The sequence below is a fragment of the Slackia sp. CM382 genome (genome assembly GCF_000293015.1).
Lineage (GTDB): Bacteria > Actinomycetota > Coriobacteriia > Coriobacteriales > Eggerthellaceae > Slackia > Slackia exigua.
In genome coordinates this window covers 210,991-236,936 of record NZ_ALNO01000007.1, presented here as the reverse complement: position 1 = coordinate 236,936, position 25,946 = coordinate 210,991, and the positions used below count along the sequence as shown (strand labels likewise).

The window sequence follows — 25,946 nt, the reverse complement described above, 5'->3', positions numbered from 1 at the left end:
TATCTTATTTCGTGATGGAAAACGTCCTGCAGCGCTCGTATTCGGCGGTCGATCCGACCTTGCGCGCATTGACGCAGACGCGGTACGTGCCGGGCTTGTCGGGGTCGAAGGTGTAGCTCGACTCATCGGAGTAATCCTGCAGCACGTCCCACTTGCCCGTGTCCTTGTTCTTCACGAGGAACTGGTATTCGGCCTGGACGCCTTCGCCGGCAAGCACGCTGGCGTCGATCTTGGTGCTGCCGTCGTCGTTGTTCTTGGTCTTGTAGGTGACCATGTCGATATAGTCGATGTGCGAGGCGTAGTCCTCCGGCGCATAGAAGAGGCCGTCCACGTCGTCGCCCGCATCGATATGCTGGAACAGCTTCGCGACGCCTTCGCTGAAGATCCTGCCGCCCTCGGTGTTCATATGCTGATAGTCGGCGAAATACTCCGGCTTCTGATCGAAGAGCTCGGGGCGCGCCAGGTTGAAGTCGTAGTAGTGCGCGCCATGCTCTTCGACGAGGCTTTTGATGCCGACCAGCTTGTCGAAATAGCCGTCGTACTCGAGGATGTCGTAAGCGGGCAGGGGCGTGCAGATGACGTCGAGCTCGATATCGTGATCGGCGCAATAGTCGCAGATATCGGCAAGCGTCTGCATCTTGCGGTCGTTCGGCTTGCTCTTGCCGTAGGTATCCAGGTAGCTGCGATAGACTTTGGGATTGTAGTCGTAGACCCTGTCGTAGTTGCCGTAGCCCTTGCCGTAGTAGGTCCAGCCCTTCTCGTTTTCCATGGCCGCATCGGCGATCGAGGTACCGTCGAGCTTCATCTTGATGTTGCGATACAGCTTCTGCGGCTTCGCGTCGACATGGTTGATCACCCAAGGGAACATCCAGTTGATCGAATCCTTCTTGCCATAGAAGCGATCGTCGGTCAGGCACGGGAGCGCGTCTTTGGCGAACTGCAGCGGCTTGCCGCGGTCTTTGTTGCGGATATAGGCGCCGCCCGGGCTCGGAGAGTCCTCGCTCTGCACGAGCGACACCTCGAAGCTCAGAACCACGCGCTTGATATGATGGTCTTTGTACGCCTGCTTGATGCCGAGAAACGACTCCTCTATCAGCTGGCTGGGAGTGCACATGTTGTACGAGGACGTGCCGCATTCCTTGTCGATGACCGCGGGATCGAAGCCGCGCTCGCCCTGGGACGTGCCCACGTAGACGGTGTCGATATCGGACTGCTCGTAGTAGTCATGCCACATGACCTGGCTCTTGGAGCCGGTCGGCTCGATCACGAACGTCAAGCCCCAGTTCACAAGGACGATGAAGAGGAGAACGGCGACGATCTTCGCCCCTGCCTTAAAAATTCGCATAGATGAATCCTCCTGCGCTCGGCGCATACGCGAACGATCCGATGGTCAGCACGAGCACGAACGTATAGATCGCGAAGCGAGCGACGACGTTGAGCTTCAGGATCTCGCCGGCCACATCCACCTTGCGTTCGCGCAGGACGCTCACGACGAAGATGATGAGGCATCCGATGATGGCGATGCGCAAGGACATGCCGATGTAATTGACGCTGTAGCTTTTCAGCACCGACATGAACAGATCGGCCCTGAAGTTGAAGATGGTGTTGTAGAAGCCGGTGAGCACGTCGCCGAAATCCTCGATGCGGTCGAAGTACCAGCCGATGTTGACGACGATGAACGTGCGCAGGATGCGCCAGACGTGCCAGAACGCGGTTTCGGTATTCACCCTGAATAGCTTGATCATGCGTTCGAACAGAGGCGATGCGAGGTCGGCCGCCGCGATGACGATGCCGTTGTACAGGCCCCACCAGATGAAGTGGGCGTCGGCGCCATGCCAGAGGCCCACGAGGAAGAACACGAGGATGTTCGCGATAGATGCCGGCAGCGTGCGGCCCCAGTGGCGGCCGAGCTTGTCGCCGGACCATTTGCCCAGCTTCTGCATCGAGGGACGCAGCGCGAACGGATAGAAGACGTAGTCGCGCATCCATGCGCCCAGCGTGATGTGCCAGCGACGCCAGAAGTCGCCGAGCGAGATGGAGAAGTACGGCTGACGGAAGTTCTCGGCGAGCTTGACGCCGAAGAGCTGGGAGACGCCGCGCACCATGTCGATGCCGCCGGAGAAGTCGGCATACTGCTGGGCCGAGTAGAGCAGGATGCCGAACACCACGATGGAGCCCGGCGTGGAGCCGTCGATGTGGTTCAGGCAGCCATTGATCGAACGTACGAGCAGGTCCGCGATCGCGAACTTCTTCATCATGCCGAAGCCGATGAGCAGAAGCGCGCGCTTGGCGTTGTCCGCGTCGAACGAATGGCGCTCGTACAGCTGGTGGGCGAGCGCGTCGAAGCGGTTGATGGGGCCTTGGATAAGCTGCGGGAAGTACGAAACGAACAGGAGGTACTTCGCGAAATTGCGTTCGGGTTCGCCCTTGCCGTTGTAGGTGTCGATCAGGTATCCGACGGACTGGAACGTGTAGAACGAGATGCCGAGCGGCAGAAGCAGACTGGATGCCAGGAAGCTGTCGCCCGCGCCCACGGTATCGAGGAACGTGTTCCAGTATTTGATGTAGGAAAGCACGCCGAAGTTCAAGATGAGCGCTGCGAGCAGGAAGTACCACTTGCGGCGGGCGAACTTCGCCTTGATCTTCTTCTTCTCGGACTTCTCCGCGGCTTTGCGCAGTTCCTTGCAGCGCGCGTCGAGCTTGCCGAACGCCAGGCCGACGAGCCAGGTGGAACCGGCCGTCAGCAGGATGAAGAAGAGGTGCTGCCAGCCCGTGGCCATGTAGAACCCGAGCGATCCGATGAGAAGCACGATCCATTGACCGCGTCCGAACAGCCGTCCGACGGCGAAATATGCGACGAGCAGCGTGCAGAGAAAGCAGACGAACTCGAGCGAATACAGTTGCATGTCCTAGCCTAACTCCCCTAGCGTCCTTCCGGGGACGACGCGATCCGAGACGCACGACCGGCATCTTGGAACGACGCGATCCGCCTTCGTCCTGCCACTTCCTCTTTCGATGCGCGGACGCGCCCCGCTGCGGGACGGCATCCGGCTTCTCGCACGTCATACCATGAAATCGCCCGAGAAATGCGCATGTGCGAAAAGCATACCCGCTTTCCCCTGAGGGAATTCGATATGGTTTTCTTTTCGTAAACTCTTCGCATACCCTGCACCCTACAATGGATGCATGGACACCAACGACGCCACGCTTGACATAATCCCGCGCGAAGAGGACTGGCGCTTCAAGGAAGCATCCGCGGACGACCCGCATCGCTACCATGAAGCGAATTTCTACGCCTTCAACACCATCGTCACCTTCAAGGCATCAGGCGACCGAGACGCCGTCGAGGCGGCGTTTCTCGCCGGCCGCGATGCGTGCCGAACGTACGAGCGCCTCTTCTCGCGATTCCTTCCCCACAGCGACATCGCGCGCATCAATGAATCGCGCGGCGCAAGCGTCGTCATCGCACGCGACACCTACGACGTGCTGGCGCACAGCCTGCGCTATTGCGAGCTGTCCGAGGGCATGCTCGACATCACGATGGGCTCGGTCACGCGGCTCTGGGATTTCCATCGGGGCATCATCCCCGATCAGGAATCCCTCGACGAAGCCGTCGCGCACGTGGGATGGCAGAAGCTGAAGCTTCTGGACGGCGACGACGTCTGCATCGCGACGCTTTCCGACCCCGAGGCCTCGATCGACGTGGGCGGCACGGCGAAGGGCTGGATCGCGGACCGGCTGATCGATCTCATGACATCCCAAGGGCTCGAGCATCTCTTCGTCAACCTGGGCGGGAATGTTGCCGTTCATGGCGGGCGCCCCGACGGCACGCCGTTCCGCATCGGCGTGAAGGATCCGCGCGACGCTTCGCAGATCCTCGGCGCCGTATCCATCGCGAACGGCTCGGTGGTCACGAGCGGCCTGTACGAGCGCATGTTCGAGAAGGACGGGCGCAGGTTCGCGCATATCCTGAACCCGCAGACCGGCATGCCCGTCGAAACCGATGTCGAAGGCGTGACGGTCGTTGGCCCCCGCAGCGTCGACTGCGAGGGATTCTCCACGACGCTCTGCGCGCTCGGCATCGAATACGGCATGGACTATGCCCGGTCAAGGCCGGAAATCACGACGGCGGTCTTCATCGACCGCGACAATGTCGCGCACGTCGTCGACAAGACCGTCCCAAGCGCTTCGAAATAGCTTTTTCACCTGGTTGCATAGAGAAATTATCTGCGGGTGATGCCTTTTCATCCATAATTGTCGAGATTTCGTCCTTTTCAGAACGCACCTTGGCAACGATGCTATACACTTGCCCGCATCCTACTGTTGGCGATTCGAAAGAAGGATCTAGGATGAAGATTACGAAGATTGCTGCATCCGCTGCCGTCGTGAGCTGCCTCGCCCTTACCGCCTGCGGCGGTGGCTCGGGCGCTGCCGACGGTCAGACCGCAACCGGCACCGGCCAGGGCAAGGGCGGCGAGATCACCGTCACCCTCGCGAAGGCTTCCGACGGCACCATCACCGTTTCCGAGATCAAGGGCGACAACGAGACCCAGGGCATCGGCGGCTATGAGGCCATCCAGGACGGCACCTACAAGGCCCAGATCGAAAAGGCCCAGGGTTCCGACATCGAGGGCGTTTCCGGCGCCACCATCACCACCGACGGCGTCAAGGCCGCTGTGGACGACGCTCTCTCCCAGCTCAAGTAACTTCGATCTCATCCGAGATTGCGAAGGGGCCCGCTCGATCGAGCGGGCCCCTTTCTTCTTTTGACCAAATGGCGGAAGATCTGGTGCGAGGCGATAGGCCGTGGCATCAGATTGACATGGCGGACGCGCCTAATACGCCTCATCGAGCGGAGCATGGGCCTTCACGTCGAGCGTGAAATCGGCGAGCTTGCCCTGCGCGAAGCGGTCGAGCGCGACCTCCGCGATCATGGCGGCGTTGTCGCCGCAGGCCGACAGCGGAGGCATGACCAGACGGAACCCGTTCTTCGCGCACATCTTCTCATAGGCCGCACGCAAGGCGGGATTGGCGGCGACGCCGCCGCCCAGACAGAACGTGCGCGAACCGGTCTCGATAAGCGCTGTGCGGGCTTTCGCCACCTGGACGTCCACAACCGCCTGCTGGAAGCTGGCCGCGATGTCCGGGATGTTCAGCGGCATGCCCGCCTCCTGCTGCTTGTGGATATAGGTGATGACCGCGGTCTTCAGGCCGGACAGGCTGAAGCGCAGATCGCCCGAATGCATGAGCGCGCGGGGGAAATCGATGGCGCGCGGATTGCCCTTCGCTGCGTATCTGCTGATGATAGGACCGCCCGGATACCCGAGGCCGAGCGCCTTGGAAACCTTGTCGAACGCTTCCCCCACCGCATCGTCGATCGTTGAGCCGAGCGTTTCGTAGTTCGCCCAGTCCTTCACATGCACGAGCATCGTGTGCCCGCCGCTCACGAGCGAAACGACCATCGGCGGAGCGATTGCGGGATCGGCGATCTTGTTGGCGTACAGATGGCCTTCGAGATGGTTGACCGCGATAAGAGGAACCCCTGACCCCCAGGCAAGGCCCTTGGCGAAGGCGACGCCCACGACGAGCGCCCCGACGAGCCCCGGCGCATAGGTGACGGCGATCGCGTCCAGATCGCGCCAGCGCAAAGACGGACGCCCGAGCGCGACTGCCGCACGCTCGAGGCATTCGTCCGCGACACCGCAGATGGCTTCGATATGCTTGCGACTCGCGATTTCGGGAACCACCCCGCCGAACCGTGCGTGGAAATCGACCTGGGACGCCACGACATCCGAAAGGATCGTGCCGTCTCCTGCGATGATCGATGAGGCCGTTTCGTCGCATGAGCTTTCGAATGCGCAGATGAGAGGAGTAGAAACGGGTACGGTCGCAGGCACTGCGGCATCTGCGGCCGAATCGGTTTCCGAGACGTCGCCGTTCGAAGCGCCCGCATGCCCCGCAGGAGAGATCTCGTCGATCTTAAGCGACATGCCGGCGACATCGCGCGCGACCATCGGAAACGGCCCCGTCATGATGACGGCATCCTCGCGATCGGAATAATAGCAGGGACGGACCCCGATGCGCTCGATCCCGAGCGCCCCATAGAAGCGCTGCGCGCCTTCGTTCGATGCACGCACCTCAAGCGTCATCTCGGTCGCACCGAGGTCGCGCGCATCGGACGCCACGAGACCGATCAGGTGCCGCGCGATTCCCCGACGGCGCATATCGTCTTCGACGGCGATCTTCAGCACCTGGACCTGGCCGTCTACGACAAGACCGCCGCAATATCCGACGAGCCGCTCCCCTACGAACGCGGCCCACCAGGTACGATCCTTGCGCGGAAGCTCATCGAGCACGGATGCCTCGCTCCAGGCGTCCGTGCCCATCGCGTGGGATTCAAGCGACGCGACATCGGACGCATGCGCCGCATCGAGGGGACGGAACGTGAGCGCGCCTTCGGCTTGCACGCCCGACGCGAGGTTGCGCACCTCCGGCGCGGAAAGCCTTACCCGTTCGTTTTCCTCCGCATCGGACAGCCGCGTGTATACCGGAAGCAGCGTCGCCGCGTCGCCTCCGATGCGGCGGGCGCGCAGAAGGCCTTCGGGGCTCGGAGCCCAGAGGGCATCGTCGGCGACGGGAAAACCCGCTTCGGCGAAGGAACCCCGATACTTCACGAGCGCATCGCCGCAGACGAGCACGTCGGAGCGAGCAGGCGTCGCATCGGGAAGCGCGACGGCGAGGGCCTCGTCGATCCAGTCCTGCACCGCGCGCGCGGACACGACGGCGTCGGACGTCAGGCGGTGCGCGCCTGCACTATCGATCATGAAGAGCGCCGGATAGACCTCCTTGCGCATCGCGTCGGCAGCGACGATCATAGCTCCCCGGTACCCCGATTCCCACACGCCCCAAGCCACGGCATCAAGTGTCGAAACGCCGAACAGCGGGACCTCAAGACCCGACGCGATTCCCTTGGCGGCGGCCATGCAGATGCGCACGCCCGTGAAGCTGCCCGGACCGCGGCCGCACACGATGGCGGCGATGTCGTCCTTCTCGATGTTCTCCCCGGCCATCAGCTCATCGATCATAGGGATGAGCACGGTGTTGCTCGCGCGATGGGCGGCGCGCGCCTCTCCGGCAACGAGGCGCGCAGGGGCCTCCTTCAACACGATGCGACCCGCTTCTGCTCCATCCGCATCGACGGATCCAATGCCGACGACGACAGCCTCGTTCGCCGTATCGAATGCGAGGACGTATCCCATGATGTTTCGCCTTCCCTCATATGAACGCTGCCATAGTAGCAGCGAAAACGCCCGGGCACGCCCGGGCGTTCGTCAAGTCACTCACAAAGAGGATATCCGCCTCGTAACGCATGGCACGCATGCGTTACGAGGGATTCGCAGCTCAAGCCCTTGCTTTGCGCAGCTCCGGAACCGCCTGGCGCACCGAATGGGCAAGCGCGACGCCGATCGCAAGCTTGATGGCGTCGAGCAGGATGAACGGCGCGATGCCGGCAAGGAACGCCGCGGCGGGACCCAGGTCTGCAACGGCCATGAGCTGCACCCATCCGCACAGGTATGAAACGGCGAGGAACACGACGGCCGCCACGCCTTCCCGCGCGTATGACGCCGCTTTGGAAGAAGGCTCGGGCCAGAATCGGAGGACAGCGACGGCGAGCAGGGCGCCCAAGGCGAACCCGTAGATGAACCCGCCCGACGTGCCCAGCATGACCCCCATGCCGCCGCGCATGCCCGAGAACACGGGAATGCCGAGCGCACCGATGGCGACATATGCGAATATGCTGATGAGCGCTTCACGCGACGGCAGCAGAAGCAGCACGAAGACCATCATCATGGTCTGGAGCGTGAACGGCACGGGGCCGAGCGGTACCGTGACCCATGCGCCTACCGCGAGCAGCGCGATGGAAAGTCCGCAGAATGCGACGGAACGGCTTCGAGACATGGAGGTCCTTTCCGGAAGCGCGCGAGGCGAACGCTCCCTTGAACAGAAACGACCCCTCGACGAGGGGCCGCGAACGGCACGATGCCGTTTGAGACGGATGGTGCCCGAGACGAGATTCGAACTCGTACATCTGTGAAGATAGCGGTTTTTGAGACCGCCGCGTCTGCCATTCCGCCACTCGGGCGCAGTGGCGAATTATACCTGAACGCCCGAGTCCTTCCAAGATGGCGAAGGGGCATGCCCGTCTGCTATCGTAGGCGGCGTTCCGCACCCGTTCCTGCCTACGAGCCAAGGAGGCCGACGCCATGGCCGCATACGTCCCCGACGTTTCGATCCTGCAAGAAGCCGACGCATTCATCGATGCCCATTGGGAAGAGATCGTCGAAGAGATCGAGCGGCTCATCGCCGTTCCGAGCGTCGTCGACTTCGATGCCGCGACGCCCGAGCATCCGAGCGGAAAAGAGGCCCACGACGGTCTGAATGCCGCTGTCGATTTGGCCCGCCGCCTGGGCTTCGAGGCAACCGACAACAACGGCAACGTCGGCGTCGCCGTGCTGCCGGGAGAGCGCCCCGAGACGCTCGCTATGATCTGCCATGCCGACGTCGTGCAGCCAGGCATCGGCTGGACAGTCGACCCCTGGACGCTCGTGCGGCGCGACGGCTTTCTCATCGGGCGCGGCGTCGTCGACGACAAGGGCCCGCTTGCGATATCCCTGTACTGCATGAAGTTCTTCGCCGACCGCGGCATTCGCCTGCCCTATACGATGCATATGATCATGGGTGCGAACGAAGAGGTCGGCACGATGCAGGACGTCGCCTTCTATCTGGAGAAATACGGAGCTCCCGCATTCACGTTCACGCCTGACGACATGTTCCCCGTCTGCTATGGGGAAAAGGGCTGCGTCAACGCCGAAGTCGCCTCGCCGGCCTTCGAGGACGGTGCGATCGTCGACTTCACGACCGGCGAATCGTCCCTGAATGCCGTGCCCAGCATGGCCGCGCTCGTGGTGAGACACGAGGGAAGCGGCCTGCCCGATACCGACTGCGTGACCGTGACCGAGGAAAACGTGGACGGCATCCCCTGCGCGCGCATCGTCGCGCACGGAAGGGGCGGGCACGCATCCATGCCTGAAGGCACCGTCAACGCCATCGGGCTCGCCTGCGACTACGCGCTTGGACATAGGCTCGTCGACGGCGCCGAGGCCGATTTCCTTCGGCTCGTATCGGCGCTCGCGGCATCCACCGACGGCGCCGCCGCGGGCATCGATTGCTCCGATGCGCACTTCGATCCGCTGACCGGCGTCATCGGAACCGTCCGCACGGAAGGAAGGCGCGTCGTGGCGACGCTCGACATCCGCTTTCCCACCGCCACCACGGTCGATGCGATCATGGAATCGCTTCGGTCCGTCGCAGCGGCCGCAGGCGCCGATGCGCGCTTCGTCAGCGGGCGCGATCCTTTCGTCCTCGATCCCGAAGGCCCGGTCGTGCGCACGCTCGCGCAGGCGTACCGCGACGCCACGGAGCTGGACGGCGAACCCTTCACGATCGGCGGCGGAACCTATGCACGCGCCTTCCCCTGCGCCGCGAGCTTCGGCGTGCTGGATCCGCACGACGACTACCCCGATTGGGTCGGCCAGATGCACGGCGCCGACGAAGGCGTTGCGGAAGAAACGCTCAAGCGCGCGATGCGCGTCTACATCCTGACCATCGACCGCCTGATGGGAATGGATCTGAACGACCTGTCCGCATAGTCCGGGAATACGAGACGGCGGGCGCCCCCCCCGTCGGACGCGCCCGCCATTCGTCATCTTATTTAAGACAGAAACCGCCCCGGCTACGCCGTCGCCTCGAGCGCAGCCTGAACCACGTGATCGAGCAGGACCTGCGTCGTGACGCCTCCCACGCCGCGCGGAACAGGCGTGATGGCATCGACGATGGGCTCGACGGCCGCGAAGTCGACATCGCCGCAGAGCGCCCCCGCCTCGTCGACGTTCATGCCGACGTCGATCACGATCTGGCCGGGTGCGAAGCATGCGGCTCCATACGCCTTCGCACGTCCCGTAGCGCAGACGACCACATCGGCCGCGCGCATCTTCGCAGGTAAGTCGCGCGTATGCGAATGGCAGACAGTCACGGTCGCATTGCGGGAAAGGATCAAGGCCGCCACGGGCCGTCCGATCACCAGGCTTCGTCCCACGACGACCGCATCCGCACCGTCGAGCGGCACCTCGTAATGATCGAGCATCTCGACGCAGGCCTGCGCGGTGCACGGCGCGAATCCGACGCCCGATTCCGTGAACACCCCGGAAAGCGAGGCTTCTCCCGCCGCGTCGACATCCTTTTCGGGAGCGAGCGCAGCGCAGACCGCCCTCTCGTCCACGCCGGCAGGCATAGGACGAAACATCAGGCATCCGTGGATCGTCGGATCGCCGTTGACCGCGTGCACGGCCTTCAGCACCTCATCGGTTCCGACGTCGGCCGGAAGGACGACCTGGCGCACGCTGACGCCGAGCGCTTCCGCGCGCTTGATCGCCGTGCGTTCGTAGGCCAGATCATCGGGGCGTTCCCCGATGCGCAGAATCGCGAGCGTCGGCACGACGCCGCGCACCGCAAGCTCGGCCACGCCTTCGCGTGCACGCGCGGCGATGCGGGCCGATACGTCTTTCCCCACAAGAAGGCGTCCCATGGAACTCCTTATCTGATCGAAACCCTCTTCCGGTGACGCGCGAAACCCTCTCGTGCGGGAACGGGCGCGGCGCCGGAAGACGCTTCCTACACGTTGTCTTTCACGAAGTCGTACACGACCTGGGCGGAATACTCGAACGTACGGATCATGTCGTCGACTTCGCCGAGATAGGCCTGGGCTGCATCGGCGTCCTTCATGTACGCCGCGTTGACGCGCACGCTGAGCGCGGCCGCCTTCATGGCGCCGAGGGCGATGATGACCGAGGCGCCCACGTCGGACAGGATCATCCTGTCCACAAGCCCGATCAGGTCGTGGTCGATCTCGATCACCTTCGCGCAGATGCGCATGATCTGCATGGGCACCTCGCAGGCGCCGACGAGCGCGGCCTGCTGGGCTTCGCTCTTCCGCGCGCGTTCTTCCGGCGTCGATTTGGGCATCTTCCAGGTGGCCGCAAGGGCGCCGAATGCAACGGCGTCCTCTTCGACGAGCCCGACCAGCGCCTCGCGGCAGGATGCGAGCATATCGGTCTGCTCCTGCAGCTTGCCGGCGATGCTCTCGTAGGCGCGCTTGCGTCCGGCGATCGCGATCACCATGCTCGCAAGGGCGGCCGAAAGAGCCCCGACGTACGCCGAGGCCCCGCCCCCGCCTGGCGCGGGGGCGTCGGATGCAAGTTCGTTGAGGAATGTTTCGTCGATGGCAGGCATTAGAACAGTCCCGTGATCCTTCCCGTTTCGTCGACGTCGATGCGCTCGGCCGCAGGATGCTTCGGCAAGCCGGGCATCGTCATGATATCGCCCGTCAAGGCGACCACGAAGCCCGCGCCCGCCGCCACGCGCAGGTTGCGGACGGTGATCGTGAAGCCGCGCGGAGCGCCGAGGCGCTTCGGGTCGTCGGAGAAGCTGTACTGGGTCTTGGCCATGCAGACCGGCATCCCGTCGAATCCCTGCGCCTTGAGGCGCGCAAGCTGCTTCGCGGCGGCCGGCGTGAACTCGACCCCGTCGGCGCGGTAGACGCGCGCGGCGATGGAGCCGAGCGCCTCTTCGACCGGAGCGCCGCTTTCGTAGCAGAAATCGAAATCGTTCGGCTGCTCGCACAGGCGCACGACCTCTTCGGCCAGCGCGGTCCCGCCCGCGCCGCCGCGCGCCCAGACCTCGGACAGGGCGACGTTCACGCCGAGCTCCTTGCAGGTTTCCTCCACGAGGGCGAGCTCCGCCTCCGTGTCGGTCGGGAAGCGGTTGATGGCCACGACGCAGGGAAGATGGTAGACCTGCGTGATGTTCTCGACATGCTGCAGCAGGTTCGGCAGGCCCGCCTTGAGGGCATCGAGGTTCTCTTCGCCCAGATCGGCCTTCGCCACGCCTCCATGGTTCTTGAGCGCGCGCACCGTGGCGACGACGACGACCGCGTCGGGTTCGAGGCCCGCCAGGCGGCATTTGATGTCAAGGAACTTCTCAGCTCCCAGATCGGCGCCGAAGCCGGCTTCGGTGACGCAGTAGTCGCCCAGCGCGAGGGCCATGCGCGTGGATATGAGCGAGTTGCAGCCATGCGCGATATTGGCGAAGGGGCCGCCATGCACGAACGCCGGCGTGCCTTCGAGCGTCTGCACCAGATTGGGCTTGAGCGCATCCTTGAGCAACGCGCACATGGCGCCTTCCGCATGCAGCTCGCCCGCCGTGATCGGGGCGTCGGCGGCGGTGTATCCCACGACGATGCGCGCCAGGCGCGACTTGAGGTCCGACACATCGGTCGCCAGGCAGAACACGGCCATGACCTCGGATGCGACCGTGATGTCGAAGCCGTCTTCGCGCGGGACGCCGTGCGCCGGGCCGCCTAAGCCGTCCACGATGCTGCGCAGCTGGCGGTCGTTCATGTCCACGACGCGCTTCCAGGCGATCTTGCGCACATCGAAGCCGAGCGCGTTGCCTTGCTTGATGTGGTTGTCGATCATCGCGGCGAGAAGGTTGTTGGCGGCTCCTATGGCGTGGAAGTCGCCCGTGAAATGCAGATTGATGTCTTCCATAGGAATGACCTGGGCGTACCCGCCGCCCGCAGCGCCGCCCTTGATGCCGAAGACAGGGCCGAGCGAAGGCTCGCGCAATGCGACGAGCGCGTTCTTGCCGATGCGGCGCATGGCATCCGCGAGGCCGACCGTCGTCGTGGTCTTGCCTTCGCCGGCAGGCGTCGGATTGATGGCCGTCACGAGCACGAGCTTGCCGGCTTCGCGCGGCTTGTCGCGCAGGAGGTTGTAGTCGACCTTGGCCTTGCTGCCGCCATACTGTTCCAGGTATTCCTCGGGAATGCCCGCCGCGCGGGCGATCTCGGTGATGCGCCGAGGCGTCACGGACTGGGCGATTTCGATATCGGACAGCATGGGCCTTCCCTTCCTTCGTCGCGCACGTCCGAAGAGGCGCGCATGGTTCATGCGGGGTATGAAGCAGAATTATACGGAGCGCGTCCGATGCGGCGGAGCACTCATCCCCATGCGGCGCGAATCGATTGTTGACGGGAAGGAATCAGCGGAACGGAGCCATCCAGAGGTCGGACGCGCACGTGCTAGAATACGAACGAAAGCCACGTCAGGCGCACGTCCGCATGCTGCGCGGCGGCGCCGGCGCGAATCGTCCCCGAGGAATTCCGAGGCCACCATGAGCGATGCTCCCGAATCCATCCTGATCGTCGACGACGAGCAGTCCATCACCGACTTCGTTTCGTACAGCCTGAAGAAAGAGGGCTTCTCCGTCGATACCGCCGCGAACGGCGAAGAGGGCCTGGCCGCGGCCATGCGCAAAGACTACGACCTGTTCATCCTCGACATCATGCTTCCGGGCATGGACGGCTACGAGCTCTGCCGCCGCCTGCGCGCGCGCACCGCGTCGCCCGTCCTCTTCCTGTCCGCCCGCGACACCGAGCTCGACAAGGTGGTCGGATTGGAAATCGGCGGCGACGACTACCTGGCGAAGCCCTTCGGCGTACGCGAGCTCATCGCGCGCGTACGCGCGCTGCTGCGTCGCGGCCGCCTGGAGGATTCCCCGGCCGACCAGTCCATCTCCGCGGGCGGCGTGACCTTGAACGAAGGCCGCCATTCCGCCGATGGCCCCAACGGCCCGATCGACCTCACGCCGCGCGAATTCGAGCTGCTCGCCGCCCTCATGAAGGTGGCCGGCAAGGTGGCCACGCGCGAAGAGCTCCTGAGAGAAGCCTGGGACTGGGAATACATCACCGAGACCAAGACCGTCGACACGCATATCAAACGTCTGCGCGACAAGCTGTCCGCCGCCGGCATAGATCAGAACGTCATCGAGACGGTCCGCGGCTACGGGTACCGCTTCAAGGCGTAAACGCGCGTGCCCAAGCGCCTTCAGACATACTTCGCCATCCTGACGGTCATCTTCGCGACGACGGGCGCCCTGCTCACAGGCATGCTCGTGCTGGTCAACGCGTTCGGGCCCGTGCCCGTGTTCTGGATGGCGACCTCCGGCACGCTCATCACGTTCTCGGTCAGCCTCGTGATCGGCTACTACATCGCCGAACCCCTGAAAGACCTGCATGGCAAGGCGCAGGCGCTTCTGCGCGGAGAGCCGGACGCCGAGGTTGCCCCTGACGGGCGCCTCTATGAGGCCGACCTGCTCGCCCATGATTTCGCGACGCTGTTCAAGAAATCGAAATCCCAATTCGGAGACCTGTACATCCAGCAGAAACGCCAGACGAAATTCATCAGCGACGTCGCCCATGAGCTGCGCACGCCGCTCACGGCCATCCATGGAAGCGCCGAAACCATGCTCGACCCCGATATGCCGCCCGAGATGCGCGCCCGGTTCTGCCAGACCATCATGAGCGAATCCGAGCGCCTCACGCGCCTTGCGAACGACCTGCTCACATTGCAGCACATCGAAGACGGCACCGACAGCGCCACGCTCGAGCGCATCGATCTGCATCGCGTGGCGAACGAGGTCGCCGACGCGCTCGAACCCCTGATCGACGAGCGGGGCGGCACGATCGAAGTGATCGGCGAAGCCCCCGACGTGCTCGGCAATCCCGACCGTCTCTACCAGGTCGTCTACAACCTGGCGGCGAACGCCTGCCGCTTCATCGGCCAGGAAGGGCACGTCGTCATCAGGCTCGAAGGATTCGCCGACCGTTCGATCGTAAGCGTCGTGGACGACGGGCCCGGATTCGGCGATATCGACCCGAAACTCCTGTTCACGCGCTTTTATCGCGGCGATAACTCCCGCGCGCGCACGACCGGCGGGTCCGGGCTGGGACTCGCCATCGCCAAGAGCATCGTCGATGCGCACGACGGCACCATCGAAGCCTACAACGTCCCTCGGGGCGGCGCCTGCTTCAGCGTCTCCCTGCCCAGCGTGCACTGACGAGGATCCGAAACGCCTGCCCTGCCGCATGCATGCGGCAGAGAGGATATCGGCCGCGCCCGACGGAAGACGGGCGCAAGACCATGGGGCACCGCATCGGCATCCCGAACGACGGCTTACGGAAGCCATCCATGGCCTGCAGGAATCCGCACGCGATGCGCGTCGGCTACGCCGACCTCCTCCAGCGCGTCAGGCGGCGCTCGGCCACGTCGAACAGCTCGTAGAGGATCACGCCCAGCACGGCCATCGCGATGATGCCCGCGAACATGCGCGGGTAATCGAGCAACGCCCAGGAATTCACGATGAAGTACCCGAGGCCCGTCGAGCCGGCGAGGCTTTCGGCGAAGAACAGGATGGCGACCGCCGTACCCGATGAGATGCGCAACGCGGTGAAGAGCTCGGGCAGCGTGGCCGGCACGACCACGTGACGATAGACGTCAAGGCGCCCGGCGCCGAGCGAACGCACCGATTCTATGCTGTCCTCGGGAACCGCCTTCGCCGCATCGCGCACGGTGACCAGCACCTGGAAGAAGATCGTGAGCGCGATGAGCGCGATCTTGGGCGCGTCGGCAAGGCCCATGAGCACGATGAGCACCGGAAGCAGGACCACCTTCGGAAGCGGATAGAGGAAATAGAGCACCGGCGCGAAGACGGCGTCGAGGCGCGCGGAGCGCCCGCAGACAAGGCCGAGGGGTATGGCGAGCACCGTGCCTGCGAACATGGCGATGACGACGCGATAGAGGCTCACGCCGAACGCGGGCAGGATCTCATTCCCGTAGGCGATGAGCTGCCGCACGGCCGGCAGCGGTTCGGGCAGGGCGGGACTTCCCACGAGCATCGCCGTGATATGCCATCCCGCGAATATGAACGCGATCGCAAGCGCGTATCCTGCGATCTTGCGCGCGGCTTCTCTATGCATGGCTTCCCCTCCCATGCAGCACGGCGCGCAGCGTGCGGCACCGCTCGAAGAAGAGATCGGAATCGCGCCAGGCCGCATCCGTCATCTCGGAGTTTTCGAGCGCATAGACGATGCGTCCGGGACGCGGCGAGACGACGACGACGCGCTGCCCGAGGAAGACCGCCTCTTCGACCGAATGTGTGACGATGACCTGGGAATACCCTTCCCTTTTCCACGTGCCTTTCAGCATGGACTGCATCTCCTCGCGCAGGAAGGCATCGAGCGCCGACAGAGGCTCGTCCATGAGAAGGACGTCGGTATCGCAGGTCAACGCCCGCGCCATGGCAAGGCGCTGGCGCATGCCGCCCGACAGCTCGGACGGGTACGCATCGGCGAAGTCGGCAAGCCCGACCGTCGCGAGCGCCTGCGCGACGCGTTCCCGACGCACGGATGCGGACGCATGGCGGATCTGCAGCCCCAGGCCCGCGTTCTGCGCGACCGTCTTCCACGGCAGCAGGCCGAAATCCTGCAGGATGAGCGCCGTCGCACGGCGCGGCGATGCGATCGGCCGCCCGTTCACCGCGACGGAGCCGGACGTGGGCGCCGCAAGCCCGCTCGCAATGCGCAGCGCAGTCGACTTCCCGCATCCGGACGGCCCGAGCACGGCGACCGATTCGCCGGGACCCACATCGAGCGTGAAGCCGTCGAGGGCCTGCGTCGCGCCCTGGGCGCCTTCGTAGACCTTGCAGACGTTCGACCAAGAGAGGCCTGCTCCTTCGGGCATACGCCTCATGCCTCCTGTTCCTGAGCGGAGATACGACGATTCAAACGGCGCATCTCGACGATGACGAAGATGCCGACCGCGAAGACGGCAAGGAAGTCGGACAGAGGCCACGAGAAGAAGATCGAACGGAGCGGCGTCATGCCGTCGAAGATGAGCGGCAGGACGAGAGGTAGCCCCACCTGCGCCGGAACGAGGAAGAGAATCTGGCGCGAGAGGGACAGGACGATGCTCTTCGCCGGCTGGCCCGTCGCCTGGAAATAGTTCGATCCCATGATCTGGAATCCGATGAACGGAAGCAGCGCCAGATTGATGCGCAAGGCGCGTACCGTGAAATCCACGAGCTCGGGGCTGTCGATGCCGAAGAAGACGACGATCTCGCGTGCGAAGACCATGAGCAGCGCCCACATGACCGTGGCGGTGGCGGTCGCGCCGACGACGCCCGTGCGGAAGGTCTCGCGCACGCGGCTCCAGAGCTTGGCGCCGTAGTTGTACCCGAGGATCGGCTGCACGGCGATCGCCATGCCGACGAGCGGAAGAATGACGAACATCCCCACGCGGCTGACGACGCCGATCGTCGCAAGCGCCCCGTCGGCGCCGATCGGATCGGCCGATCCGTACGTCACCAGGACATAGTTCGTGACGAAGCTCACGAGCGCCGCTCCGGCCTGGACCGCGAACGATGCGGCGCCGAGAGACAGGATGGCGCCGACGATCTTCGCCTTCAGCGGGAAATGTCGCACGCGCAAACGGATGGGCACGTTCGGGGTCTTCAGGAAGTACCACAGCACGCTTGCGGCGGAAAGCGCGGTGCCGGCGACCGTCGCGAGCGCGCTGCCGTGGACGCCCCAGCCGAAGCCGGCCACGAACAGCGCGTTGAACGCCGTGCAGCCGACCGCGCCGATCACCATGGTCCACAGCGCGCGGTTCGGCGCGCCCGTCGTGCGGATGAAATTATTAAGACCGGCCCCGACCAGCTGGAATACGCTCCCTACGCAAAGGATCTGGATGAACGCGCGTGCATAAGGTCGCGTCTCGTCGGTCGCGGAGGACAGGTCGAGCAGGAATTCGATCACCGGTGGGCAGAGCGAAAGCGCGCCGAGCGCGACGGCCACGACAAGCCCGAGAACGAAGGTGTTGCCGAAGACGCGCTCGGCCTCCTCGTGCCGCCCTTCGCCGAGACGCAGCGCGCACAGGGCGTTGCCGCCGGCGCCGACGAAGATCGACAGCGCCATCGTGATCAGCATGATGGGCGATGCGACGGTGATCGCCGAGAGAGCCAGATCCTCGGCGAAATTGCCCAGGAACACCGAATCGATCAGGTTGTAGGCGCCGTTGACGATCATGCCTGCGACAGCGGGGACGGCGAATTCCACCACGAGCGCGCGGATATCGCCCGTGCCGAGACGGGAGATCCGGGCCGCTTCCCCGTGTTCGTCATGCCGTTGCGCCATATGGTTCGCCGCTCCTTCGACCCCCGTGCAGCGGAGGCCCGCCATCAACCTTAGCCCTCGCATGCGAGGGCTATCGCCACACCGTTCTAAAACACGTCGGACCGCACGTCAATGAGCCGCCCGATCGCCGAGAGATAGGCATCCAGCAAGCCTTCGATCGCCTCTTCCGAAAACGGCCCCAGCGTCCCGCGCGCCCCTTGGACGCAGAGGTCTTCCAGATACGCGGGCACGTTGCGCCCATCGGTCCGGATGCCGCCTTCGGGCTTGAATACATTCGTGCCGCAGCCGACGTTCAGGCAGCCGTCGCGCGCCTCGAGCGATATGCCGGCGAGCTTGCCCGCATCGCAGACGACGTCGTTTTTCGGCTTCACGCGCACGATGCCGTCAGCCACGCCGCAGAAGTCACGTATGACCTGGGCGCAGGTCCGAGCGAGCAGGATGCTCGACTCGGGCCAGACGGCTTGGGGCGTGCGCGGCCGCAGCAGGAAGGAGAAGTACAGCCCGCCGCGCGGACTCTCCCACACGCGCTTCCACGTGCCCCGCCCCGATTCCTGCGCGAACGAAGCGACGCAGGCGCCTGCCGGCTCGCCTGCGCGCGCGAGCGCCCAGACATCATCGTTCGTGGAAGCGGTCGTGCCCTTCCATGTCACTCTAAAGCGCATGGGCCGCCCCGTATTTCACCTGATCGGAAGTCATGGCCGTGCCATCGGCCAGAACGTGCGTCGGCGCAAGCTCCATCAGAGGCTTCACGACGAAATCCCGTTCGAGGATCCGCGGATGCGGGAGCGTCAGCGCATCGGAGCCGACCACATGCATCTGATAGTCGAGGATGTCGATATCGCAGGTGCGCGGCCCGTTTTCGACCTCGCGCACACGTCCGAGGCTGCGCTCGATCGCATGCAGGTAGCCGAGGAGCTCCTTCGGCGCGATGCCGGTGCGCGCAAGCACCACGGCGTTCACGAACGGATCCTGATCCTCGAGATACGCGGGCTCGCTTTCATAGAAGCGGGAGATATCGACGATCTGGGTGTCGGGAAGCGTGCAGAGCGCGCTTATGGCCTGATTGAGGTTCGCGATCTTGCCCTCGGTCTCTTCGCCGGGATGCGCGACCAGGGGCACATTGGCGCCGAGTCCGAGGAACACGTACGGACGCAGGCCCTTGAGCGCCTCCATCGTGGTCGCGACGTTATGCATGCGCAGCACCGTGGCGCCCAGCTCGCAGCCGAGCAGCGCCTCGGCGGCGGAAGCCTCGTCGCGCTCGGACGGCTCGTCGATGCCGTAGGCGCGGCCTACGTAGCTCTTGCGCGAGGGAGCGCACATGACCGGATAGCCGAGCCGCGCGAATTCCTGGAGATTGCGCATCATGACGAGCGTCTCCTCGGGCGACTTCCCGAATCCAGGACCTGGATCGATGCAGATGCGTGCACGATCGACGCCGTGGGATTCCAGCAGCGCGGCCTGACGAGACAGGTAGTCTTTCACCTCGGCGACGATGTCGTCGTAGGCGGTGTTCCGCTGCATGGTCGCGGGAGTGCCGCGCATATGCATGACGACGCAGCCGCAATCCGCATCGGCAGCCACGCGCACCATGGCGGGATCGGAAAAGCCCGAGACGTCGTTGATGATCGAGGCGCCCGCATCGACGCAGGCTTGGGCGACCGGGGCATGGCGCGTATCGATGCTGACGCAGATTCTCTGGTCGGCAAGACGACGAACGACATCCACAACGCGCGCACGCTCTTCTTCGCAGGAAACCTCCGCCGCGCCGGGACGCGTGGATTCGCCGCCGACGTCGATGATCTGCGCGCCATCGTCGACCAGGGCACGTGCGTGCGCAAGGGCCGAATCAAGGTCGGCATGCGCGCCGCCGTCCGAAAACGAGTCGGGCGTCACGTTGAGCACGCCCATGACGATGGGCGTCCGGGGGTCGAACGCATATGATCCGCAGCGCCATTCCATGGCCGCACGCTCCTTCGATCCTTATGAAACGAATGGGACCGCGCCGAAGCGCGGTCCCATCCATGGTACTCGCAAAACGTCTGCCGCTTAGGCGTCGCGGCCTTCTTGGGAAGAATCCCCATCGACGCGCTTCAGGACATCCTCCGTCGCGCGCTCGGATGCCGTCTCGGCCGCACCGGCCGAAGCGGGAGCCTCGACGGCGGGGGAATCTTGCCCGGATGCCGAGCCCGCATCGACGATCTCGGCGAAAACGCCTTCGCCGGCGATGAGCCCGGCTTTCTCCTTCTCGAGGTATTCGTCCCACGTGCCGTCCAGCAGGGCATCGCACGCAGGCCCGTCGACCGTCTCGCGTTCGAGCAGAACGGACGCCATCAGGTGCATCTGGTCCGCGTGTGCGGAGAGCACCTCTTTGGCCGTGTCGTAGGCCTGCTTCATCAGGCGCGCGACCTCGGCGTCGATGGCCTGGGCCGTCTTCTCGGAGTAATCGGCGGAATTGCCGTAGTCGCGTCCGAGGAAGACCTCGTGATTCGGCTCGCCGAACGTCTGGTGCCCCAGTTCGTCGGACATGCCGTAGTTCACGATCATCTTGCGCGCCTGCTTGGTCGCGCGCTCCAGGTCGTTCGAGGCGCCCGTGGTGATATCGCCGCAGAACAGCTCTTCGGCGACGCGACCGCCCAGGAACACCGCCAGATCGTCGATCATGGCAGCGCGGCTGACGAGGAACTTGTCCTCGTCAGGAACGGACATCGTGTAGCCGAGCGCCATGCCGCGCGGCACGATCGTGATCTTATGGACCGGATCGGCATGCTCGAGCAGATGCCCGACCAGCGCATGGCCGGACTCATGGTACGCGATGGTGCGGCGCGTCTCCTCGGTCAGGACGCGGTTCTTGCGCTCAGGTCCTGCCATCAGGCGTTCCAACGATTCATTGACCTCGGACATACCGATGGAATCCTTGTTGCGGCGAGCCGTGAGGAGCGCGGCCTCGTTCATGAGGTTCATAAGATCGGCGCCGGTCATGCCGCTCGTCAGCTTGGCGATGCGCACAAGGTCGACGTCGGAGCCGAGCGGCTTGTTCTTGGCGTGCACCTCGAGGATCTTCTCGCGTCCGCGCACATCGGGCGCATCGACGACGACCTGACGGTCGAAGCGGCCGGGGCGCAGCAACGCCGGGTCGAGCACGTCGACGCGGTTCGTCGCCGCGATCAGCACGACGGCGTCGTTCTTCTCGAAACCGTCCATCTCGACGAGCAGCTGGTTCAGCGTCTGCTCGCGTTCGTCGTGGCCGCCGCCCAGACCGGTGCCCCTCTGGCGGCCGACGGCATCGATCTCGTCGATGAAGATGATGGCCGGCGCCGCATCCTTCGCCTGCTCGAAAAGGCTGCGCACGCGGCTCGCGCCCACGCCGACGAACATCTCGACGAACTCGGAGCCGGAAATGCTGAAGAACGGGACCTTGGCTTCTCCGGCGACCGCGCGCGCAAGCAGCGTCTTGCCCGTGCCCGGAGGTCCGACGAGCAGGCAGCCGCGCGGGATCTTCGCGCCGAGCTTCTGGTACTTGCCCGGATCCATCAGGAAGTCCTTGATCTCCTGAAGCTCCTCGACCGCCTCGTCCTCGCCGGCGACGTCGGAGAAACGCACGTCGGGGCGTTCTTCCACGGTCTTTTTCGCCTTGGCGCGGCCGAACGACATCTGGGAGTTGTTCGCCTTGGAGAACTGGACGAAGAAGAAGATCATGAGCGCGGCGAGCACGAGCATCGGCACCAGGCTCAGAAGCGCATTGGCAATGCCGCTCGGAAGCTTGACCTGGTATTCGATCTCAGGATGCTCCTTCATGAGCTGCATGAGGGAATCCTGGCCCACATAGGTGGACACGTAGGACGACTTCGCGCCCAACGTCTTCTCGTCAAGGGCCTTCGTCTTCACGCCGAGCGCCGTCGGATCCGACGGCGAAAGGAGCGCGCCGAGCTTGACGTTGATGGATTCGAACGCCGTGTTGTAGGCATCGGCCGCGGACGATCCTGCGGTCGCAGCCGGATAGTACGAGCCTGAAACGGTGTACTTCCCCGCATCGTAGACGACGTTCTCCACGCGACCCTGCTCGACCGCCTGGACGAATTCCGAGGTGACAAGCTTATCGGGCTGTTCGGAGCTGCTCATCATCGTCATCATCTGGCTACCGACGAAGAAGGCGAACAGGAACAGGATCAGGGCGGTGAGCATGGACGTACGGCGAGGCGGGCGCCCTTGGGAGCCGCCATCGGACGACGATCCGCCGAGCTCGTCGAAGGGATTCGTCCACGAAGGGCGGTCGTCGCGCGAAGGACGGCCTTCGTCCGACCGCGCAGGCGGACGGTAGTCGGGACGCTCGCCGCCGAACGAGGGCGGGGGGACGGGACGGCCGCCGTCGCGGCGGTCGTCGTCGCGACGGTTGTCGTTGCTGTTCGATTCGTTGTTGGATTGGTCGCTCATGAGTTTCCTTGGTAGACCTCGGGCTTCAGCACGCCGATATAGGGAAGGTTGCGGTAGTTCTCCGCGTAGTCCAACCCATAGCCGACGATGAATTCGTTCGGACATTCGAACCCTACGTACGCGCAGTCGACCGGAGCCTGGACCTCGGTCTTCTTGCGCAGCAACGTAGCGATCTGGATGGACGCGGGCTTGCGCGACTCGAGGACGCGCATGAGGTACTTGAGGGTCAGGCCGGAATCGAGGATGTCCTCGGCGATGATGACGTGGCGGCCCTCGACGTTCGTGGACAGATCCTTCAGGATGCGCACGATGCCCGAGCTCTTGACTCCGCTGCCGTACGACGACACGGCCATATAGTCCATCTCGAGGGGCAGGTTTATCGACCGGACCAGATCGGACATGTAGATGGCGGCGCCGCGCAGCACGCTGATGACCAGCACGGCCGGCGATCCATCGTGCGTCGGCTCGTATGCCTTGTCAGCATAATCCCTGGTGATGGCCTGTCCGATTTCTCGAACGCGCGCCTGGATCAAATCAGGCGAATAGAGCACTTCGGCGATATCGTCGTCTCCGTACCATGACGATTCCGACGAATCCCGCGTCTGCATCTCGCTCATGTTGACTGCCCTCTTTCAAACGATGCGTACGAACGTGCAGTGTACCATCACTTCGCACCTCGCCTGCAGATTCGGTCACCGCGCATCGGGAATACACGTCCTGCGCTAATACCATTCCCCGTCATACAGCATATCGTCATCGTAGAGCATGTCCCCGTCGTACGGACCGCCGTACCCGTAGCCGTACCCGTATCCAGGCCCGTAATAGTAGCCCGGATCGTACGGAACCGGGCCGAGCATCGCGGAGATGAGCCCGGCGAACAGGCATGTGACCAGGAACAGGCCGGCTGCGATCCCGAAGCCGACGAACGACCACGTGATCGACTGGCTGCGCGCCTTCTTCCAGTTGGCATGCCCGGTCAAGACGGCGATGAGCGCGGCGAACGGCCCGAAGAAGAAGCCGAGCACGAGCCACCCGAACTTCTGGCCTCCTGAAAGCTCGCGCAGCGGTTGGCCGGGTGCGTTGTCGTCGAGGGGCATCTGCTGCACATAGGGCGCGTTCGCAGGGCCGTTCGCGTACGGCGCGCCCGGTGCCGCAGGACCGTTCCGCCATCCGTCGCCATAGAATGCCTGCGGCTGGAACGGTGCCGCGCCGTCCTGGGCTGCGCCGTTCGCCTGGAACCGATCGAAAGGCTGGGTCGGCGACGAGGTCGCGGGATCCGCGCCTTCGGCCGACGGGACGAGAGGGGTCGTAGGCTGCGCCGACGTGCCCTGCTCATGATTGAACGTCTGATTCGTCATAAGGTGGCCTCGATTCGCATATCGTATGCCTCTTGTCAGACCACGATTATACGTGGACGGCAGGCGGCACGGCCGCACGCCTTCGCTTGACCACGCGGCCGTTGCCGTACCGACATACTCGCGCCGCCCGAAAGGCGCGGCAAATCCCGCATGCCTCCGATCGACCGCGACCGCGGCACGCCGTATGGAGCGCCTGCGGAAGACATTCCTTTTACGCCGTGCACGCGCGACGGATCGGCCGGAAACGCCTAGTCGTTGAAATCGCTTCCGACGATGACGAGGTACGACGACGAGAACGATCCGAAGCTGCCGTCGTCGCGCATGGCGGTTCCCACGCCCAGCCTCTTGACGATGGCCTGCGCCACCTGCTCGTTGCCCGACTCTCCGTAGACGACGAGCGTCGTGCCGTGATCGAACGACGAGGCGGAGCCCGTGGAGACCACCTTCGCCCCCGAAGGCGTGAGCATCGACGACGCGCGGGCCGCGGCGCCGTCCACTCCGTTGCCGTTGAGCACGGTCACGGTCGCTCCGGAAATCGACGCGCCCGACGAAGCCGACGACGAATCCGCCTCGGACATGAGCTGCTGGATGACGTATTCCGAATTGAGCGTGCCGTCGGTGACGCCGCCGTCGTTGGTCGTGTCGGCCTCGTTAGGCAGGGGCGAGAGCCCCTGATCCACGCGCTTCATCATGGCCGCCCACGCGTCCTGATTGCTGTATTCGTACCACACGCCCCCTTCGTAGGCGGAGGTGGTCGGGTTCATCGCGGAATAGATGTCGGTTTCGACGTCGATGCCCTTCATATTGACGGCCAGGCCCGCGATGTCGGTCGCGCTCATGTCGGTCTCGATGTACTGGCTAAGCGTCGATATGGTCGAGAGGATCGTCGAAGGATCGGATTGCAGAACCTTGTCCGCGATGGCTCCGATGACCATGCGCTGGTTCGCGGCACGATACGCGTCGCCGTCGCCCACGTCGTCGTAGGAATGGCGCGAACGGCACAGGATGAGCGCCTGTTCACCATCGAGGGTCTGCTGGCCTGCGGAAAGCGAGCCGCCGGCACGATCGTCGTCGATGTCCCGCGGGACGTTGACGTCGATGCCGCCGACGCTGTCCACGACGGCTTCCAAACCGTCGAAGTCGACGATCGCGTAATGGGAGATCGGCACGCCCGCGAACTTGGAAACCGTGGATATGGCCAGCTGGGCGCCGCCGAACGCATAGGCGGCGTTTATCTTGCCGGGACCGTGGCCTTCGATGTTGACATAGGTGTCTCGGTAGATGGATACGAGCGTGACCTTCTTGTTCTTAGGGTCGACGCGCGTGAGGATCAGCGTGTCGCTGCGATACGCCCCGTCGTATTCGTTGGTTTCCTCGCGGTACTCGGAACGATCGATGCCGATGAGCAGCATGTAGAAGGGATCCTGCGCCGAAGCCTTCTCGGTCAAGGCGCTCGAGGCGTTCGGATCGGCGCTGGAATGCAGGTTCGAATTCACCTGCCAGAGATATGCGGCCGCCGCGACCCCTACGGCGACGAGCGCGAGGGCGAACGTCGACGCGACGCCGATGAGCACCTTGCGCATGCGTGATCCGCGCTTGCGCTTCTTGCTGTATTCGGCCTGCGTGGAACGCCGAGAGAATTGATCCACAGGATTCGGTTCGTCGACGCGATCCTGCGCCCCGCCGCGATAGGACTGGGAGCTTTCCCGGTAGTATTGGGAGTTGGCGCGAGAATAGTCCTGTGCGCTGCGGGCACCGCTGATATGGACGTCGAGCCCGCGAGAATCAGGCTGCGACGTGGGTTCTCGTCGGTTTCGTGCCATTCGGCATTCTCCTTGTGAATGGGCCGCCCCTGCATATGGACGACGATGCCCGGCCCGGTGCGCTCACGGCGCGCGACGGCCGCTCGATCTTCTATATGCGGCTCGCATCATACAACAAGACGCCGTACGGAGCTTCCCTATCAGCCAAATGAACATCGCCGCGTTACCCCGAGGATACGCGCCGAC

General features: G+C 64.2%; 21 protein-coding genes and 1 tRNA gene. 5 read left to right on the top strand and 17 right to left on the bottom strand.

Features of this window, described 5'->3' with window-relative positions; translation table 11 throughout:
- Positions 1 to 4: 4 nt before the first annotated feature.
- Both HMPREF1155_RS03735 and HMPREF1155_RS03730 read right to left on the bottom strand, forming a co-directional pair.
- Complete coding sequence (locus HMPREF1155_RS03735) at positions 5 to 1,345, bottom strand: hypothetical protein (RefSeq protein WP_006362177.1); 1,341 nt, start codon at positions 1,343 to 1,345, stop codon at positions 5 to 7.
- Positions 1,332 to 2,906: an MBOAT family protein gene (locus HMPREF1155_RS03730; protein WP_009077395.1), complete on the bottom strand. Its 1,575-nt coding sequence runs from the start codon at positions 2,904 to 2,906 to the stop codon at positions 1,332 to 1,334. The genes HMPREF1155_RS03735 and HMPREF1155_RS03730 overlap by 14 nt, the downstream gene beginning before the upstream one ends.
- Positions 2,907 to 3,186: 280 nt before the next feature.
- On the opposite strand from HMPREF1155_RS03730, the gene HMPREF1155_RS03725 reads away from it, so the two are divergent.
- Positions 3,187 to 4,197, top strand: a complete 1,011-nt coding sequence (locus tag HMPREF1155_RS03725) for an FAD:protein FMN transferase (protein WP_009077130.1) — start codon at positions 3,187 to 3,189, stop codon at positions 4,195 to 4,197.
- A 152-nt stretch (positions 4,198 to 4,349) separates the two neighbouring features.
- Positions 4,350 to 4,706 (top strand): FMN-binding protein, encoded by a 357-nt coding sequence (locus HMPREF1155_RS03720; protein WP_006362181.1) that lies wholly within the window; start codon positions 4,350 to 4,352, stop codon positions 4,704 to 4,706.
- A gap of 129 nt (positions 4,707 to 4,835) precedes the next feature.
- On the opposite strand, the gene tsaD is transcribed toward HMPREF1155_RS03720, so the two are convergent.
- From tsaD to HMPREF1155_RS03705, 3 genes are all read right to left on the bottom strand, one after another.
- Positions 4,836 to 7,259 carry a tRNA (adenosine(37)-N6)-threonylcarbamoyltransferase complex transferase subunit TsaD gene (tsaD, locus tag HMPREF1155_RS03715; protein WP_009077114.1) on the bottom strand — a complete coding sequence of 808 codons (2,424 nt, stop codon included), beginning with the start codon at positions 7,257 to 7,259 and terminating at the stop codon, positions 4,836 to 4,838.
- Between the two features lie 142 nt (positions 7,260 to 7,401).
- Positions 7,402 to 7,959 (bottom strand): biotin transporter BioY, encoded by a 558-nt coding sequence (locus HMPREF1155_RS03710; RefSeq protein ID WP_009077164.1) that lies wholly within the window; start codon positions 7,957 to 7,959, stop codon positions 7,402 to 7,404.
- A gap of 98 nt (positions 7,960 to 8,057) precedes the next feature.
- A tRNA-Leu gene (locus HMPREF1155_RS03705) sits at positions 8,058 to 8,143 on the bottom strand.
- A 121-nt stretch (positions 8,144 to 8,264) separates the two neighbouring features.
- Here HMPREF1155_RS03705 and HMPREF1155_RS03700 point away from each other — a divergent pair.
- Entirely contained in the window at positions 8,265 to 9,710 is a 1,446-nt protein-coding gene (locus HMPREF1155_RS03700; protein ID WP_009077207.1) for a Sapep family Mn(2+)-dependent dipeptidase, read from the top strand.
- 83 nt (positions 9,711 to 9,793) lie between these two features.
- Here the strand turns inward: HMPREF1155_RS03700 and HMPREF1155_RS03695 are convergent, their stop codons facing one another.
- The 3 genes from HMPREF1155_RS03695 to HMPREF1155_RS03685 all read right to left on the bottom strand — a co-directional run bounded on the left by HMPREF1155_RS03695 (position 9,794) and on the right by HMPREF1155_RS03685 (position 13,016).
- The gene (locus HMPREF1155_RS03695; protein ID WP_009077447.1) at positions 9,794 to 10,645 is read right to left on the bottom strand and encodes a bifunctional 5,10-methylenetetrahydrofolate dehydrogenase/5,10-methenyltetrahydrofolate cyclohydrolase; all 852 of its coding nucleotides are present in this window, start codon (positions 10,643 to 10,645) and stop codon (positions 9,794 to 9,796) included.
- A gap of 86 nt (positions 10,646 to 10,731) precedes the next feature.
- On the bottom strand, positions 10,732 to 11,349 hold the full coding sequence (locus tag HMPREF1155_RS03690) for a cyclodeaminase/cyclohydrolase family protein (RefSeq protein WP_009077223.1): 618 nt from the start codon (positions 11,347 to 11,349) through the stop codon (positions 10,732 to 10,734).
- Positions 11,349 to 13,016 (bottom strand): formate--tetrahydrofolate ligase, encoded by a 1,668-nt coding sequence (locus HMPREF1155_RS03685; protein WP_009077263.1) that lies wholly within the window; start codon positions 13,014 to 13,016, stop codon positions 11,349 to 11,351. The genes HMPREF1155_RS03690 and HMPREF1155_RS03685 overlap by 1 nt, the downstream gene beginning before the upstream one ends.
- A gap of 274 nt (positions 13,017 to 13,290) precedes the next feature.
- Between HMPREF1155_RS03685 and HMPREF1155_RS03680 the strand changes: the two genes are divergently transcribed.
- Both HMPREF1155_RS03680 and HMPREF1155_RS03675 read left to right on the top strand, forming a co-directional pair.
- Positions 13,291 to 13,983, top strand: coding sequence for a response regulator transcription factor (locus HMPREF1155_RS03680; protein ID WP_009077472.1), 693 nt, complete (start codon positions 13,291 to 13,293; stop codon positions 13,981 to 13,983).
- A 6-nt stretch (positions 13,984 to 13,989) separates the two neighbouring features.
- Positions 13,990 to 15,015 (top strand): cell wall metabolism sensor histidine kinase WalK, encoded by a 1,026-nt coding sequence (locus tag HMPREF1155_RS03675; RefSeq protein ID WP_006362191.1) that lies wholly within the window; start codon positions 13,990 to 13,992, stop codon positions 15,013 to 15,015.
- Between the two features lie 166 nt (positions 15,016 to 15,181).
- On the opposite strand, the gene HMPREF1155_RS03670 is transcribed toward HMPREF1155_RS03675, so the two are convergent.
- The 9 genes from HMPREF1155_RS03670 to HMPREF1155_RS03630 all read right to left on the bottom strand — a co-directional run bounded on the left by HMPREF1155_RS03670 (position 15,182) and on the right by HMPREF1155_RS03630 (position 25,760).
- Positions 15,182 to 15,934 (bottom strand): ABC transporter permease, encoded by a 753-nt coding sequence (locus HMPREF1155_RS03670; RefSeq protein WP_009077241.1) that lies wholly within the window; start codon positions 15,932 to 15,934, stop codon positions 15,182 to 15,184.
- Positions 15,927 to 16,697: an ABC transporter ATP-binding protein gene (locus HMPREF1155_RS03665; RefSeq protein ID WP_009077146.1), complete on the bottom strand. Its 771-nt coding sequence runs from the start codon at positions 16,695 to 16,697 to the stop codon at positions 15,927 to 15,929. Before HMPREF1155_RS03665 ends, HMPREF1155_RS03670 begins: the two co-directional genes overlap by 8 nt.
- Before the next feature lie 5 nt (positions 16,698 to 16,702).
- The gene (locus HMPREF1155_RS03660) at positions 16,703 to 18,148 is read right to left on the bottom strand and encodes an MATE family efflux transporter (protein ID WP_009077196.1); all 1,446 of its coding nucleotides are present in this window, start codon (positions 18,146 to 18,148) and stop codon (positions 16,703 to 16,705) included.
- Positions 18,149 to 18,234: 86 nt separating this feature from the next.
- Positions 18,235 to 18,810, bottom strand: a complete 576-nt coding sequence (locus HMPREF1155_RS03655; protein WP_039993277.1) for a biotin--[acetyl-CoA-carboxylase] ligase — start codon at positions 18,808 to 18,810, stop codon at positions 18,235 to 18,237.
- Positions 18,800 to 20,107: a dihydropteroate synthase gene (gene folP, locus HMPREF1155_RS03650; protein WP_009077359.1), complete on the bottom strand. Its 1,308-nt coding sequence runs from the start codon at positions 20,105 to 20,107 to the stop codon at positions 18,800 to 18,802. The genes HMPREF1155_RS03655 and folP overlap by 11 nt, the downstream gene beginning before the upstream one ends.
- An 87-nt stretch (positions 20,108 to 20,194) precedes the next feature.
- On the bottom strand, positions 20,195 to 22,579 hold the full coding sequence (gene ftsH, locus HMPREF1155_RS03645) for an ATP-dependent zinc metalloprotease FtsH (RefSeq protein WP_009077526.1): 2,385 nt from the start codon (positions 22,577 to 22,579) through the stop codon (positions 20,195 to 20,197).
- Entirely contained in the window at positions 22,576 to 23,196 is a 621-nt protein-coding gene (gene hpt / locus HMPREF1155_RS03640) for a hypoxanthine phosphoribosyltransferase (RefSeq protein WP_006362198.1), read from the bottom strand. Before hpt ends, ftsH begins: the two co-directional genes overlap by 4 nt.
- A gap of 105 nt (positions 23,197 to 23,301) precedes the next feature.
- Positions 23,302 to 23,937 (bottom strand): hypothetical protein, encoded by a 636-nt coding sequence (locus tag HMPREF1155_RS03635; protein WP_009077533.1) that lies wholly within the window; start codon positions 23,935 to 23,937, stop codon positions 23,302 to 23,304.
- Between the two features lie 248 nt (positions 23,938 to 24,185).
- Positions 24,186 to 25,760, bottom strand: a complete 1,575-nt coding sequence (locus tag HMPREF1155_RS03630) for an LCP family protein (protein WP_009077211.1) — start codon at positions 25,758 to 25,760, stop codon at positions 24,186 to 24,188.
- Positions 25,761 to 25,946 lie beyond the last annotated feature (186 nt).

Coding starts and splice junctions, on each gene's coding strand:
- HMPREF1155_RS03735 (WP_006362177.1), bottom strand. CDS start 1,345: ATGCGAATTTTTAAGGCAGGGGCGAAGATCGTCGCCGTTCTCCTCTTC.
- HMPREF1155_RS03730 (WP_009077395.1), bottom strand. CDS start 2,906: ATGCAACTGTATTCGCTCGAGTTCGTCTGCTTTCTCTGCACGCTGCTC.
- HMPREF1155_RS03725 (WP_009077130.1), top strand. CDS start 3,187: ATGGACACCAACGACGCCACGCTTGACATAATCCCGCGCGAAGAGGAC.
- HMPREF1155_RS03720 (WP_006362181.1), top strand. CDS start 4,350: ATGAAGATTACGAAGATTGCTGCATCCGCTGCCGTCGTGAGCTGCCTC.
- tsaD (WP_009077114.1), bottom strand. CDS start 7,259: ATGGGATACGTCCTCGCATTCGATACGGCGAACGAGGCTGTCGTCGTC.
- HMPREF1155_RS03710 (WP_009077164.1), bottom strand. CDS start 7,959: ATGTCTCGAAGCCGTTCCGTCGCATTCTGCGGACTTTCCATCGCGCTG.
- HMPREF1155_RS03700 (WP_009077207.1), top strand. CDS start 8,265: ATGGCCGCATACGTCCCCGACGTTTCGATCCTGCAAGAAGCCGACGCA.
- HMPREF1155_RS03695 (WP_009077447.1), bottom strand. CDS start 10,645: ATGGGACGCCTTCTTGTGGGGAAAGACGTATCGGCCCGCATCGCCGCG.
- HMPREF1155_RS03690 (WP_009077223.1), bottom strand. CDS start 11,349: ATGCCTGCCATCGACGAAACATTCCTCAACGAACTTGCATCCGACGCC.
- HMPREF1155_RS03685 (WP_009077263.1), bottom strand. CDS start 13,016: ATGCTGTCCGATATCGAAATCGCCCAGTCCGTGACGCCTCGGCGCATC.
- HMPREF1155_RS03680 (WP_009077472.1), top strand. CDS start 13,291: ATGAGCGATGCTCCCGAATCCATCCTGATCGTCGACGACGAGCAGTCC.
- HMPREF1155_RS03670 (WP_009077241.1), bottom strand. CDS start 15,934: ATGCATAGAGAAGCCGCGCGCAAGATCGCAGGATACGCGCTTGCGATC.
- HMPREF1155_RS03665 (WP_009077146.1), bottom strand. CDS start 16,697: ATGCCCGAAGGAGCAGGCCTCTCTTGGTCGAACGTCTGCAAGGTCTAC.
- HMPREF1155_RS03660 (WP_009077196.1), bottom strand. CDS start 18,148: ATGGCGCAACGGCATGACGAACACGGGGAAGCGGCCCGGATCTCCCGT.
- HMPREF1155_RS03655 (WP_039993277.1), bottom strand. CDS start 18,810: ATGCGCTTTAGAGTGACATGGAAGGGCACGACCGCTTCCACGAACGAT.
- folP (WP_009077359.1), bottom strand. CDS start 20,107: ATGGAATGGCGCTGCGGATCATATGCGTTCGACCCCCGGACGCCCATC.
- ftsH (WP_009077526.1), bottom strand. CDS start 22,579: ATGAGCGACCAATCCAACAACGAATCGAACAGCAACGACAACCGTCGC.
- hpt (WP_006362198.1), bottom strand. CDS start 23,196: ATGAGCGAGATGCAGACGCGGGATTCGTCGGAATCGTCATGGTACGGA.
- HMPREF1155_RS03635 (WP_009077533.1), bottom strand. CDS start 23,937: ATGACGAATCAGACGTTCAATCATGAGCAGGGCACGTCGGCGCAGCCT.
- HMPREF1155_RS03630 (WP_009077211.1), bottom strand. CDS start 25,760: ATGGCACGAAACCGACGAGAACCCACGTCGCAGCCTGATTCTCGCGGG.